The organism is Echinicola shivajiensis (genome assembly GCF_018642165.1).
Lineage (GTDB): Bacteria > Bacteroidota > Bacteroidia > Cytophagales > Cyclobacteriaceae > Echinicola > Echinicola shivajiensis.
On sequence record NZ_JAHHZM010000011.1, the window covers coordinates 88,741 to 103,750 of the forward strand.

Below are 15,010 nucleotides of genomic sequence, written 5' to 3' on the forward strand. Positions count from 1 at the left end.
AAATTAAAATCCTAGGTTTAGACCAAATGAGAAGATCCTCGGCACTGGGTAGAAATTATTGTCAATACCTCCTCCAGTGGCATCATCCTCTCCAGGCGCAATCTCTGGGCTCACCCCATCGTAATCAGTGATGACAAACACATTTTGTACTGTTGCACTTGCCCGTAAGTTGAGCTTGGAATCAAAGAGGTTTCCGAAATTGTAGCCAAGACTGATATTTTCCATTCTCAAGAATGAAGCATCTTGTACATAATAATCTGACCTTAACTGATAATTTTGGAAATTGGTATTCAAAACATCTGTTGGAAGATTGTTCAAATAATCAGGGAACCTCAAGCCTTGATAGGCAGCATTGGAAGAAGCCACATTATTATAAGCCTTGTTCCCTGCACTTCCCCTAAGGACAAACCCAAAATTCCAGTTTTTATATTGCATGGATGAATTGAATCCGAAGAATTGACGGGCATCAGGATATCCGTTTCTTACTAAGTCATTTTCATTGATAATTCCATCCTCATTCTGATCCACATAGAGCCCCTCTATTGGAGCACCATTATTATCATATACTTGCTCATACACATAAAATGAATTAGGCTGATATCCTACTGTATGAACCTGAATGGTATTTCCGGTTCCACCATTAATATCTCCGACCAAAATCCCCACAGCATCTTCTTCTACATTGCTTAAGCTCTTGATCGTACTTTTATTATGCGTATAGTTGGCTCCGATATCCCAGTTAAAGCTGGATGTTTTTATCACATTATAATTGATTCCAACTTCCACACCTTGATTCTCAATACTACCCACATTGGTAAACAATCTGTTGGTCAGGTTGGTACCTGCAGGCACTGGAATCACCGCCAATAAGTCATCGGTTCTTTTGAAATAATAATCCAAAGTACCGTAGAGTTTTCCATCTAGGAATTCATAATCCAAACCAGCATTGATGGTTGTAGTCTCTTCCCACTTGATATTCTCATCATATCCCTCAGGTCTAAGGGTGGTGTAATAAGTATCCCCAAAACTGTACCGTGAGGCATTATCACTCTGCACATACCTAGGAAGATAAGGGAAATAAGAGCCTATATCCTGCTGTCCCGTAACACCATAGCCTAACCTTAGTTTTAAATCAGTCAATGTCTCATTGGTTTTCAAAAAGTCTTCTTCACTGATCCTCCATGCAGCAGCTAGAGAAGGGAATACGCCCCATCTGTTATCAGGACTGAACCTCGATGAACCATCCGCTCTTACTGTAGCAGTAAAGAGGTATTTGTCTTTTAAGCTATAATTGGCCCTGGCGAAATAGGATATTAATCTGTATTGAGGTCTCGTTTCAACACCCGCTGCCGCCAATGTATCCCCTTCATAATTCAGTCTTGCGAATGTTGGGTTTTTGGTTAAGAAATCCTGGGCTGAATAGCCCACCATCAAATTCAAGCGACTATCCTTAAACTCCTTTTGATAATTCAGGTAAAAATCAGCCAACAAGTTTCTTTTGCTTTGGGCATAAGGGGCATTGCTACCACCCTCATTATAACCAGCGGCAGAATTTGGAAAGATCAGGGTGCGGCCATCACTCTCACTGATATCATAGGCCAAGTTAAGATTGGCTTTTAACCCCTCTAAGAATGGAAGGTCATAAATCAACTGAAGGTTTCCTATGCTTCTTTTCACTGTTCCCCTATCATCCTTTTGCATCAACAGCCCCAGCGGGTTTCTTGACGCCAAGGTTTGGGGAGATCCATTTTCATTCAACCATTCCCAATACCCTCCGAGTCCTTCAGCATCATATATAGGCTGTGTAGGATCAAATGCAGCTGCAGCACCAATGGCATCCCTATTGGCAAAACGGCTTTTTGTAATCACTCCCTTTACATTGAAGTTTACGTGCAGTTGATCATCGAATAGATTAGGATTCAAACTGATACTGGCAGATGTTCTTTTTAGATTGTCGGTCTTTAGAACCCCGTCCTGATCCAGATAACCAACAGACACCCTATATGGCAATTGGTTCAATGATCCAGTTATGGAAACATTATTATCAAAACTAATTGCATCTCTATATATTACGTCCTGCCAATTGGTACTTGCATCCCCTACCAAGGCTGCTTGGGATGGAATGGCTTGTTCAGCCACCACATCTCTAAACTGATCAGCTGAGAGCATATCCACTTTTTTGGTTACCTGTGAAAGGGAAACCAAAGAACTCATGTTCACCTTCATTGGCTGGCCTTCTTTGCCTTTTCTTGTAGTGATCAAAATCACTCCATTGGAGGCCCTTGAACCATAAATGGCTGTAGCTGAAGCATCTTTAAGGATATCAAAGGTTTCAATATCATTGGGGTTAAGAAAGTTCAGCGGATTGGAAGTACCTGATGTTTTGGAATTATCCAAAGGCACACCATCAATAACAATCAAAGGATCATTGGAAGCATTCAATGAAGCTCCTCCTCGGATCCGGATCCTACCTCCTGATCCGGGAGCACCTCCATTGGGTGTTATTTGAACGCCTGCCACTTTACCAGTGATTAGTTGTTCTGGATTGGTTACTTGTCCGACATTGAAGTCGTCCCGTACAACAGATCCCACAGACCCCGTCAAGTCCGATTTTCTCTGCGTACCATAACCTACCACCACCACTTCATCCAGCTGCTTGGTATTGCCCTGAAGCTGAACATCTATTATTGATTGATTATTTACTTTGTATTCCTTTGGCTCAAACCCAATAAATGAGAAAACCAATACATCATCTTTTGAATTAATATTGATGGTGTATTTACCATCAATATTTGTAGTTGTTCCTCTTGTAGACCCTTTCAATAATACATTCACAAAGGGAAGAGGCTCTCCGGAATCAATATCCGTCACCGTACCGCTCACCGTTTGAGCATGTGCGACCAGGTTTTGGCTACCCAATAGCACCAGGCAAATTACCGCTACCTTTAAGCCGGTATAAATCTTTCGCATAATGGTTATTTTTTGGATGAATTGTTAATTAATTCACGATAAATATTTTCTTTGATTAGTACAATTTTAATTATTCCCTACCAAATAAATTAAAATGAGATTCATTCACCAATCAGTTCATTTATCTTGAACGATTAATGAATATTAGGCAATACAGAACGTACGAACAAGCTTTTGGAAACAAAAAAATCAACTATTTTTTATGCAAACGTCACCGCAAACGTTTTCATAAGGGTACAATTTTTTCACTTACAATAATTCAATTTTAACGTTTTTGAACGATTTTGTCCAAAACCCTAAATCTGTCACTATTCTAAAAACAAACAAAAATCTTATCTTAGATTCTTAGAAAAGTTAAATTTTACCATGAGATTAGGACAAGCAACCATTAAGGATATTGCCAAGGCCTTAAACATATCTTCTTCTACTGTTTCCAGAGCACTTAAAGACTACCCTGGAATCAGTAAGGAGACCAAGGAAAAGGTAAAAGAGTTGGCCAAAAAGCTTAACTACAGACCTAATGCTGTAGCATTGAGCCTAAGAAAGAGCAAGTCCTCTACTATTGGCGTTATTGTTCCAGAAGTCGTGCATTTTTTCTTTAGCACTGTTATCAGTGGGATTGAAGAAGTGGCCTATGCAAATGGTTATAATGTTATTCTATTGCAGACCAATGAAAGACTGGAAAGAGAGAAAGCAGCTATTGAAACTATGATCACCAATCAAATAGACGGTTTATTGGTCAGTTACTCCAAGGAAACGGTAAATTTCGAGCATTTTCAAAAGTTGATGGACTATAATTATCCCATCGTATTTTTTGATCGTATTCCAGATCTTAAAAACACCATTAATGTCACTGTGGATGATTTTTCCGGTGCATATGAGGCCACAAAACACCTAATAGAACAGGGATATAAAAAGATAGTCCATCTGGCTGGCCCCAAAAATCTTAAAATAAGCAAGGATAGACAGGAAGGTTACACCAAAGCACTGACGGAAGCAAATATCCCCATCAGGGAAGAATGGATAATCCCTTGTCCTAAGGGAACTCCAGAAGAAAGTGAAGAAATATGCTTAAAGTTACTTCAAGCTGGTGACCGTCCAAATGCAGTTTTTGCTTCAAATGACATAGCAGCAGCTGGTGCCATGAAGGCAGCCAAATCACTTGGACTTAAGATCCCAAATGATTTCGGAGCAGTAGGCTTTAGCAATTGGCAGTTTTCCTCCATGATAGATCCCCCACTCTCCACCGTTTCCCAACCTGGCTTTGACATGGGGGAAAAAGCAGCCACATTACTTCTAAAAATGATAGACAACGAAAGCGAAGAAGTCTTTAAACCAAAAACCGAAGTTTTGGGCACAGCCGTTATTATCAGGGAATCCTCAACTAAAAAAGGTTAAACTTTTATGGTGGAGGATTCATTTTTTTCAAATTTTCCCATTTATTTTATGCACACGATTGAATTGGAAAGAAAGGCCTATTTGTAGGGGATTTTTGCAAAAAAAACAAGCGATAAACGGCCCTGTGGCCTGATATCCAATTTTTTACTTTAATATTACTTTATAACTTAGCTGTAGAAAACCTGTGTTTTATCACTAAGCTGTCCGTCACCAGCAATGCGCATTAACAGGTTTCTAAGCTACTCCAAATCCTACCCAAGGAGGGCTGTAATAACTATTAATAAAGATTAATCACTAATTACACCCAAATGACTACTGTAGCAACAAGCAGCAATCGTGCTCAAAATGTATCAGCTGGAAGGATCATTTCTTGGAAAAAAACCTCCACTGGCTTATGCGGACAAACAGTCAATGCACAATTTAACATTAGCGTATACGCCAGTAACACCATAAGGATCCAGCTCAGTCAAAATGATCATTTTAGTCCCAACCCTTATAGTGTTATTGCAAATCCATCTGAAGAAATCTATCTTATTTCTGAGGATGAAGAACATATCTATCTTGAAACAGCCAAATTCAAGGTTCAGCTCAATAAGAATGAATGGGCACTGACCTTTCTTGACCATAATGGACAAACCATCAATCAGGACGACCCTGCCTTTGGGGTATCTTGGCTGGGCACTGAAGTCAGCAACTATAAAAAATTACAGGCCAATGAACGGTTCATTGGTCTTGGGGAAAAAACTGGCGGATTGGACAGAGCAGGACAAGCCTTCACCAATTGGAATACCGATTTCTTTGCATACGGAGTGAATGATGACCCATTATATATGTCCATTCCCTTTTATATGGGAATCCACCATGGATTAGCCTACGGAATATTCTTTGACAATACCCATAAATCAGTATTTAACTTTGGGGCTTCCAACAGAAGGTTTTCCTACTTTTCAGCAGAAGATGGAGATATGGACTATTACTTTTTCCATGATCAAAATGTAGAAAGAATCATTTCTGCCTACACTGATATCACAGGAAAGCTGAATTTACCTCCAAAATGGACATTGGGTTATCAGCAATGCCGCTATTCCTATTATCCTGAGTCTGAAGTAAAATCCCTAGCCCAAACCTTTCGAGACAAGGATCTGCCAGGAGACGTCATCTACTTGGACATCCACCATATGGAAGCCTATAAGGTCTTTACCTTCGATGGTGAAAAATTCCCTGATGCCAAATCCATGATCCAGTCCCTTAAAGAAAGAGGATTCAGCGTGGTAGTCATCATGGATCCAGGTATAAAGGTTGAAAATAATTACTTGCCTTATGAAGAGGGAAAAGAAGAAAATTTGTTTCTAAAATATCCCGACGGTGAAATTTACGAGGGACAAGTTTGGCCTGGCTGGTGTGCCTTTCCCGATTTCACCATGGAAAAAACCAGAAACTGGTGGGCCGAAAAAATGAAATTTTATACGGATGCCGGCGTAGATGGTTTCTGGACAGACATGAATGAACCTGCCTCATGGGGACAACACACTCCAAACCTGATCAATTTTGATTTTGAAGGAGAACAGGTCAGCCACAGAAAGGCCAGAAACATCTATGGCATGCAAATGGCCCGAGCCGCACAACAAGGTGCGTGCAACAATGGCCAAGAAAGACCCTTTATACTCACAAGGGCTGGTTTTGCAGGCATACAGCGTTATGCAGCAGCTTGGACTGGAGATAATGTAGCCAGTGAAGAACACATGTTAGCAGGAATAAGATTGGTAAATAGTCTTGGCATGAGTGGAGTGGCATTTGCCGGATATGATGTTGGCGGATTTTGTGGAGAAGCGAGCCCAGCTCTTTTCGCAAGGTGGATGAGCATAGCGGCTTTTTCGCCTTTATACCGGTCGCACTCCATGATCAATAGCAAAGCCGCAGAACCTTGGTCCTTTGGTGAAGAAGTGGAAGAAATTTCAAGAAATTACCTAAAACTTCGCTACCAATTGCTCCCTTTGATTTACAGCAGTTTTCATCAAAGCAGTCTCAATGGCTTACCTTTAGCCAAAAGTCTGGCCATTGATTATTCGCATGACAACAACATCTTTGACAGCAAATTTGAAAATCAATACCTTTTCTGCGACAGTTTTTTGATTGCCCCAATAGAAAACAATAAAGAAATTTGTAAAGTTTATTTACCTGAAGGACGCTGGTATTATTTCTTTAATGATAATGAGTACCAGGGAAATCAGGAAGTCTACTTGGACAGTCCGATCAATTATTTGCCTGTTTTGGTAAAAGGAGGTTCCATACTCCCCTTGCAATCAACTGTTAATCACACAGGTGAAGACCATGATGGAATTTTGAGATTACATATTTATAAGGGAAGTGGGATTACAGAATACAATCACTATGAAGATGATGGGCTGAGTACTGCCTATCAAAATGGAGACTATTATTCCAGAAAATTCATCCTAAACAGTGACCAACAAACATTACTATTAGAAAAATCAACAGGTGAATTTGATTCAAGCTTCAAGCAACTCGAATTGATCTTCCATGGCTTTGAAAGCAATAATATAAAAATAAACAATGAAGCATTGGAAACTAAAATGAAGACAGCTGCATTTTTGTCAAGGCTCACCGATTTTGATCCATTGCCGGACAATTGTTTGCCATTTCTAGAAACGCCTGCCCTACCTTCAGTAAGGATCAATAATGATTCTGAGGAAATTAAGATTTTCTTTTAATCATAATCAATCATTAAATTACTAGGGAAAGCATACTAAAAAACACTTATAATGAATGCTTTCCCTTTTTAAAACCATTTCAAAAATAAATGCAAGCCAATACACATAAGAAAAAACTCAGTTTCTGGCAGATTTGGAATATGAGCTTCGGATTTTTAGGCATTCAAATGGGCTTTGCCCTCCAAAACGCCAATGCAAGTAGGATTTTACAGACTTTTGGTGCTGATGTGGAACACCTTTCGCTCTTCTGGTTGGTTGCCCCAATTACCGGAATGATCATACAGCCGATCATTGGTCATTACAGTGACAGAACCTGGACTAAATTAGGAAGAAGGAGACCTTACTTTTTGGCGGGAGCGATACTAGCAGCCATTGGTTTAATGCTTATGCCAAATGCCTCTCTATTCATAGCATTCCTTCCAGCCTTATGGGTTGGGGCAGGTTTCCTGATGATCATGGATGCTTCCTTTAATATTGCCATGGAACCCTTCAGGGCCTTAGTAGCAGACAAGCTACCCACAGACCAACGCACTCTTGGTTTTGCGGTACAAACTCTATTAATTGGACTAGGTGCAGTAATCGGTTCTTGGCTACCCTACATTCTTACTGAATGGATGGGAATATCCACTGGTAGCTCGGATGGAGTAGTACCGCAAAACGTCATTTGGGCATTTATGATAGGCGCAACAATATTGGTAGCATCAATACTTTGGACGGTAATCAGGACCACTGAATATCCTCCTGAAGAAAATGAAGATATTTCTAATAGTCCTGAAGAACAGAAGGGAATTCTCGGAATTTTCACCGCCTTTTGGGCAATGCCCAAAACCATGCGCCAACTCGGTCTTGTACAGTTTTTCTCTTGGTTTTCCCTATTCTCCATGTGGGTATTTACCACTCCAGCCCTAGCCCAGCATGTATGGGGACTTTCTGCAATGGACAGGTCATCTGTCGAATTTAATGAAGCTGGAAATTATGTAGGGGTAATTTTCGGGGTTTACAACCTTGTTTCGGCCATTTTCGCTTTGACACTTCCAGTCATAGCGGCAAAAATAGGTAGAAAGCTGACTCATGCTGTATGTTTGACAGCTGGAGGCTTAGGCCTAATTTCAATAATTATGGTAAGCAATGTAGATATGAAATGGTTGCTAAATATTTCCATGATAGGAGTTGGCATTGCATGGGCTAGTATTTTGGCCATGCCCTATGCCATTTTAGCAGGCTCAGTTCCTCCAAAGAAAATGGGAGTATATATGGGGATTTTCAATTTCTTTATCACAGCACCGCAAATCTTAAATGGCTTTGTGGGAGGTTATATAGTGAAGTATCTCTACGATGGACAAGCTATCTATGCTTTATTTTCAGCAGGGATTATCCTCATCATAGCAGCTATTTGTGTGATATTTGTTGATGATAAAGACGATGTAAAAATTTTCGAAGAGGAATTACTTCCAGAAAAAGTATAATGATTTCAAGTCTAAAATCGTAGATAACCATCCCATAAAAGTTACATCAAAGCTTCTTCAAATTCATTTCAAGAAGCCTTTTTCCTTTTTAACTTTCGCTTTTCTTGGCAATGTAAAAAAGAACTTCGTCCCTTTTCCCAGTTCACTTTCTACTCCAATTTCGCCACCATTCTTCTCCACAAAATCTTTGCTCAACATCAAGCCTAATCCAGTACCTTGTTCTTTTTGGGTTCCAAAGGTAGTAAATGCTTCCGCTGAAAAAATCCTATTCAAATTTTTGTCGGGAATACCTACTCCAGTATCCTCTACTAATATTTTTGTTTGATTTTCGGCAAACTCTAAATAGACACTGATCTTATCTCCTTTATTGGAAAATTTAAGGGCATTGCTTAGTAAGTTTCTCAGCACAAGACGGGTCATGTTAGGATCAGCAAACACCAATGCTTCTCCCTTACTTAAGTGATTGACATGTATTCCCTTATTTTCTATTGAAGGCCTAAACAGATTAACAGCAGAGCTCAATTCTTTATCTATATCAAACACTTCTTTCTCTATATTCTCTCCCATTAATTGGCTCTTGGCCCACACCAATAAGTTTTCCATAAAACCAGAAACCTGCCTTAGGTTCTCTGAAATTCTTGGAATCATGGCCTTGAATTCTTCATCGCTGATAAAGTCCGATTCACTCATCTCCAAAAACTGAGTTAGAGAATTAAGAGGGCTTCTCATATCATGGGAAATAATGGATAAAAGCCTATCTTTTGTCATGTTCAGCTCACTCAATTCCCTGGCCTGTTCCTCTAGTTGCCTTTGATCAAGCCTAAACTGGGTAATATCCCTAAACATTAATAACCTACCCCTAAAATCCCTTTTGCCGCCACTGATAATTTTACAGTTGATTTCATAATACCTCTTTTCCTCCTGGTGCAACAAATCAAGATAAACAACTTGCTCAGTATCTTGTTCTAATAATTCAACCCAACGATCATCATTAAATCCCAGTTTACCAAAAACGATCCCTGTAACTTCCCCTTTCCTCTTACTCAGTATCCTAAGCATTTGATCATTAAAATCCACTACCCTATCCTCGACATCCAGAACCAACATTCCTTCTCTCATGGAATCAACTACCTTGTTGCGGGCTATTGGCCTTAAATCAAACAAGCTCAATTCCCAAAAACCAAAAACCACTATAAAACTGGTAATCACAAAGCCGTATGGTGTCGGGTCAAAACCATTAAATGGTCCTACTTGGAAAACAACCAAAATATTCGCAAGCCAAGGCACCAAACTGCCCAAAATGATAATCAATGTTTGCTTGCGATAAATGCCCTCGGACCTTTTGTAGTGAAGCAACAATAGGAATAGGCCAAATATCATCCAACAATAGAAATAAGTAGTATGGATAATATACCAAGGACCTTTTGAGGTTATCAGTCCATATAGCCCATTAATTTCCTTAATCTCTGCAGACTGGTAATGTAGGTGATGATAACTATTCGTCCAAACCATTAACAAGGTCAACAGAGGAAAAATAAATTGCGCCGCCACCATTTGAGGCTTCAACCATTGCTCTTTGCCTACAAAGCGAAGAACAAAGAGAAGCCAAAAAACAGGCACTAAGGATATTCCGACATACTCAAATTTTACAATGGATAGCATGCGATCAAGATCATCTATAACAACCATAATCCCATCTGAGGCAGCCCAAACACTTACAGCAACCATCATTGCTCCAAACCATCTAACGTTTTTGTTCAGTCCAATGAAAACAACAACGGACAAAAACAGCGTTAAAACGGAAAAAATCAATAGAGAGAGCGAATATGCGCTAAGTGTGAATTCCATTATAAAATTACTTGGTGTTCAATAACATTTTGAAAATAAATAAATCCCATATAAGTTATATGAATTTCATAATTCATTTTTAACAATAATTTCAACGGACTTAAACACCGGTATTTTTAATTTAAAAAATTGATTATCAACACCAAGGCTTACTATCATATTATTTACTGGTTAATAATTTTGGGCAATGAATAATATAAATAAATTACGTTATTCAATATTTAAACTACAAATATAGTATTATATTATTCTGTTTGTAACTAATTAGCATAACTTTATTTACTTTTTTCAACCTTATATTTAGAAATCACTCCATAAAACCAGGAATATAATCTAACAAATATTTTTTTTTGATCCCAACAAATACTCTTGACAGAACATGAAAAATATACGGTATATGTAAGAATTTAAAGAAAATCAATGCTACCAGACCTAGAAAGAGGACAGAGAAAGCAGGGCATTTTACAGAAATTCGGGAAATTAATTTTAGATCGTCGCAGTTAAATTTAGCTTCCTTTATATTTAGAGTCTTATGTATTAATTTTTGAAATATGAAAAATTAGATCCTAAGTAGCCAGTGATTTCATTTTGGAGCTGCTTTCCAAAAGTATTGATCTCCAAAAAGCTTATTATAAAATCTGTATATCCCCTATTCCACCAGCAAGTATTACCCTTCAAAACATTCTCTCAAAAATGACTAATATTTCACAGAAATAATTAATTAAGTCAGTGGAAATCCGTGGAATTCGTGAGAAATAAAGCTACTGGTGTGAAAACGGATAATCATATTATAAAAATTTCAGCTTCCAAAAATGAAATAGCTGGCAAAGATTTATTTTTAAGCTAATGATTCTGTATTTTATTATTTTGGTAAACGTTAGGCTTGAATTTCCTTTATCAGAATAGTTATCAAGTAATCATCTTTAAAATATAAACCATGGACAAATTTTTAGAAGCAGCAATAGAAGAAGCTAAAAAGGGCTTAAGTGAAGGTGGAATCCCAATAGGCTCCGTTCTTGTATATGAAGGAAAAATAATAGGAAAAGGGCATAATAGAAGAGTACAAAAAGGCAGCGCTATTTTGCATGGAGAAATGGATGCCATAGAAAATGCTGGACGACAAAGCGCAAAAGTTTATCAAAACAGCATTCTATATACCACCCTTTCCCCTTGTCCCATGTGTTCTGGTACCATCTTGCTCTATGGCATTCCAAAAGTAGTAATTGGGGAAAACCAAACATTCATGGGAGAGGAAGAACTCCTAAAATCAAGAGGCGTGGAAGTCACTGTTAGCAATAATGAAACTTGTAAGGAATTAATGACTACTTTTATCGCTTCCAATTCAGCCCTGTGGAATGAGGATATCGGTGAATAAAAATTCTACCAACAACCTATTTCAAGTATGAAACCCTTTATTCTATGCATATTATTAGGCGCATATTGTTTCTTAGGAACCAAGTTATATGCACAAAACAAAAACCAGATGGCTCCGCAAAATCCATCTCCTATGACGGAAAGTATACGGCCCCATGAACGAATCCCAAAAAACAATTACCTGGGCAAACACCTAGAAATTAATGATATCTTTGAATCTCCAGCCCACCTATTTATTCCTACAGAAACCTATCCTCAGGATTCTGTCTGTCTCTTGATTCATTTTCATGGTTCCCATGAAGTGGCAGATTATGCCATAAAAAACAAAAATGGATGGGCGGCTTTGACACTTAACTTGGGCAGTGGTTCTTCTGCATATTCCCGCCCTTTAGATCAGGTCGATGCTTTCCACAAATTATTGAAAGCCACAGAATCAACAATGCGTAAACCTATTAAGGCTATTTATCTTTCCGGATGGAGCGCAGGGTATGGTGCTATTAGGTCTATTCTAAAATCAAACTATTATTCCCAAATTGATGGAGTCCTACTTTTGGATGGCATGCATGCAGGATATATTCCCAAAGGTCAACCCTTAGCTACAGGGGCTAAAATCAATGAGGAAGATTTATCAATATTTCTTCAACTAGCCCAAGACGCTATAAAAGGAAACATCATATTTACTTTTACCCATAGTAGCGTTTTCCCTGGCACCTTTGCAAGTACAACAGAATGTGCCGACTACCTAATCAACCAACTTGAATTAAAGAGAAATCCTGTCTTGATCCAAGGTCCACTTGGAATGCAGCAAGTCGCAGATAACCAAGAAGGTTCACTCAGAATAAAGGCCTATGCAGGCAATTCAGCACCTGACCATGTAGACCATTTACATGCATTATCCTGGTTTCTTGAAGAAATGACTCATTGAAAAAACCATTTTATTGACTATTAAAATGCCCCTAAGTGCTTTAAGAATTCCTCTGGGGCGTATATCTTTGAATATGAAAACAATCCAAATCATAGGGGTTCCTGAACACTTTAATTATCCTTGGATACAATTGGTCGCTGAACAACCTCTTGAAGACAAAGGCATAAAACTGGCTTGGAAGAATGAATCCAAGGGATCAGGAGCCATGAACAAAGCCATTAGGGAAAACGAAGCTGATATAGCCATTATTCTCACCGAGAGCTTTATAAAAGACCAGATCGAAGGTAACCCTGGTAAAATAATAGGATACCATGTACTCTCCCCTCTCACCTGGGGAATCCATGTACCTGCAAAATCAGGAGTTAAAACAGCTAGTGAGCTTCAAAACTCCCCTTTTCTAATCAGTCGATATGGTTCTGGCTCCCATCTTATGACCTATCTATTAGCCAAAGAAAAAGGCTGGAAAACCGAAGAGTTGAAATTTGAAGTAGTGGGCAATATGGATGGAGCAAAGGATTCCTTTGAAGATCAAAAAGCAAAAGGATTCTTATGGGAAAAATATACCACCAAACCATTGGTTGATGAAGGACTTTTTAATAGGGTCGATGAAATCCCTACTCCCTGGCCATGCTTTGTAATAGTTGCTCGACAGGAACTTATTGACAAGTACAAAAGCGAGTTAAAACTCATTCAGGACTTACTCTATAAAAAGTCCAATGAAATAAAAAACAAAAACAACCTATCCCAAATAATAGCTGAAGCATACGGCATTCAAGAAATAGATATTAAAGCTTGGTTAGAACAAACTACCTGGGCAATTAACAGTCAGGTTAGTGCAGATAGTTTAAAAGAGACAATGGACATTCTATTTGAATTAGGATTGATCAAAGAAAAAACGGCAGTAGAGAATCTGATTGCAGATGAGCTTGTCCAGCTTATATAAACAAAAGCCCCTGAATCGGGGCTTTTGTTTTTTTAAGAGGAAGGCATTGTGAACTTATTTTTCATCTGCCTTTTTGATCAGATCTCCATCTTCCAATTTTTTGCTCACTATATGGTACGGACCTGAGACAATCTCAACACCTTCATCCAGTCCTTCCAATATTTCAATATTTTCAAAATCAGAGATCCCCGTTTTCACCTCTGTCAATACAGCCTTACCTCCTTCGGTTTTAAACACCAATTCTTTTAAATCACTGGACTGATCAGTACTGTCCTGTCTCATATTCTCCCGGGTAGTTACAGATGCAAGAGGAACAGAAAGTACATTTTCTTTCTTATCGGTAATTATCTCCACACTTGCAGTCATCCCAGGCCTGAAAGGAAAGCGGTTTTGTTCTGTCACCAAATGCTTATAGGAATCATTGATTACCCTGATTCGAACTTCAAATTCCGTTACGGCATCCTGACTGGCCTTTTCATTAGCTGAATTGGCTATGGAAGTCACTACTCCTTTAAATTTATCTCCTGTACTGGAATAAGCATCAACATCAATAATGGTCGTATCTCCCAGAGAAAGCCTTACAATGTCGTTTTCGTTCACATCCACCCTAACCTCCATTTTGCTCATATCAGCTATCCTTAACATCTCCGTACCAGCCATCTGCTGGGTCCCAACTACCCGCTCGCCTTTCTCCACCAATAGCTTAGAAACCACCCCACTTACTGGAGCAAAGACATTCGTTAAGCTCAGATTCTCTGAGGCTTCGTTTACGCTTGCTTGAGCACTTTTTACGATATATTTGGAAGCTTCAACGGATTGTTTGGCTGCTGCTAAATCATTTTGTGCTGAAATATAATTGGCCTTTGCCTGTTCAAATTCAGAATCAGAAATCACCTTGCTCTCATAAAGATCCTTATTCCTATCATATTCAAGTTGAGCTCTTTCGAATTGGGCCTCAGAACGATTCAAAGCTGCTTCAGACTGGGCTAAATTGGCCTTTTGTTGACTGAGGTTGGCTTTATTTCTATCTAGCACAGAAATGAAATTATCAGGTCGTATTTTGACCAAAAGGTCATTTTGCTGAACAGAATCCCCTTCTTTGATGTTTAATTCAATGATTTCCCCAGCTACATCTGGACTAAGCTTGATTTCTGTCTCAGGCTGAATCACTCCTGAAGAACTTACTTTTTCTACAATTGTCTTTTTGGCTGCCTTAAAGGTTTCTACCTCCGTCTCTGCTGGGCCACCTACCCAGCCCATAGATTTACCTACCAATATCACTACCACCAAAATTCCCAATGCGCCAGAAAGCCAGTAAATAAGCTTGTTTGATTTCTTTTTAGCCATGGTTTAATTT

General features: G+C 38.8%; 9 protein-coding genes. 6 read left to right on the forward strand and 3 right to left on the reverse strand.

The genetic code is table 11. The annotated features are described in order from the left end of the window. Window positions 1-3: 3 nt before the first annotated feature. Window positions 4-2,970 carry a SusC/RagA family TonB-linked outer membrane protein gene (locus KMW37_RS16880; RefSeq protein WP_215225833.1) on the reverse strand — a complete coding sequence of 989 codons (2,967 nt, stop codon included), beginning with the start codon at window positions 2,968-2,970 and terminating at the stop codon, window positions 4-6. A gap of 366 nt (window positions 2,971-3,336) precedes the next feature. Between KMW37_RS16880 and KMW37_RS16885 the strand changes: the two genes are divergently transcribed. From KMW37_RS16885 to KMW37_RS16895, 3 genes are all read left to right on the forward strand, one after another. Beyond that, window positions 3,337-4,368 carry a LacI family DNA-binding transcriptional regulator gene (locus KMW37_RS16885; RefSeq protein WP_215225834.1) on the forward strand — a complete coding sequence of 344 codons (1,032 nt, stop codon included), beginning with the start codon at window positions 3,337-3,339 and terminating at the stop codon, window positions 4,366-4,368. Window positions 4,369-4,676: 308 nt separating this feature from the next. Then, a complete protein-coding gene (locus tag KMW37_RS16890; protein ID WP_215225835.1) occupies window positions 4,677-7,097 on the forward strand; it encodes a glycoside hydrolase family 31 protein in 2,421 nt (806 codons plus the stop codon). Window positions 7,098-7,186: 89 nt separating this feature from the next. Continuing rightward, on the forward strand, window positions 7,187-8,563 hold the full coding sequence (locus tag KMW37_RS16895; RefSeq protein ID WP_215225836.1) for an MFS transporter: 1,377 nt from the start codon (window positions 7,187-7,189) through the stop codon (window positions 8,561-8,563). Window positions 8,564-8,626: 63 nt separating this feature from the next. Here the strand turns inward: KMW37_RS16895 and KMW37_RS16900 are convergent, their stop codons facing one another. Further along, window positions 8,627-10,411 carry a sensor histidine kinase gene (locus KMW37_RS16900; RefSeq protein ID WP_215225837.1) on the reverse strand — a complete coding sequence of 595 codons (1,785 nt, stop codon included), beginning with the start codon at window positions 10,409-10,411 and terminating at the stop codon, window positions 8,627-8,629. A 937-nt stretch (window positions 10,412-11,348) separates the two neighbouring features. On the opposite strand from KMW37_RS16900, the gene KMW37_RS16905 reads away from it, so the two are divergent. The 3 genes from KMW37_RS16905 to KMW37_RS16915 all read left to right on the forward strand — a co-directional run bounded on the left by KMW37_RS16905 (window position 11,349) and on the right by KMW37_RS16915 (window position 13,653). Continuing rightward, the gene (locus KMW37_RS16905) at window positions 11,349-11,786 is read left to right on the forward strand and encodes a nucleoside deaminase (protein ID WP_215225838.1); all 438 of its coding nucleotides are present in this window, start codon (window positions 11,349-11,351) and stop codon (window positions 11,784-11,786) included. A 132-nt stretch (window positions 11,787-11,918) separates the two neighbouring features. Beyond that, window positions 11,919-12,710 carry a hypothetical protein gene (locus KMW37_RS16910; protein WP_246581543.1) on the forward strand — a complete coding sequence of 264 codons (792 nt, stop codon included), beginning with the start codon at window positions 11,919-11,921 and terminating at the stop codon, window positions 12,708-12,710. A gap of 73 nt (window positions 12,711-12,783) precedes the next feature. Beyond that, window positions 12,784-13,653 carry a type 2 periplasmic-binding domain-containing protein gene (locus KMW37_RS16915; RefSeq protein ID WP_215225839.1) on the forward strand — a complete coding sequence of 290 codons (870 nt, stop codon included), beginning with the start codon at window positions 12,784-12,786 and terminating at the stop codon, window positions 13,651-13,653. A 54-nt stretch (window positions 13,654-13,707) separates the two neighbouring features. Here KMW37_RS16915 and KMW37_RS16920 read toward each other — a convergent pair whose 3' ends face one another. After that, window positions 13,708-15,000, reverse strand: coding sequence for an efflux RND transporter periplasmic adaptor subunit (locus KMW37_RS16920; RefSeq protein WP_215225840.1), 1,293 nt, complete (start codon window positions 14,998-15,000; stop codon window positions 13,708-13,710). Window positions 15,001-15,010 lie beyond the last annotated feature (10 nt).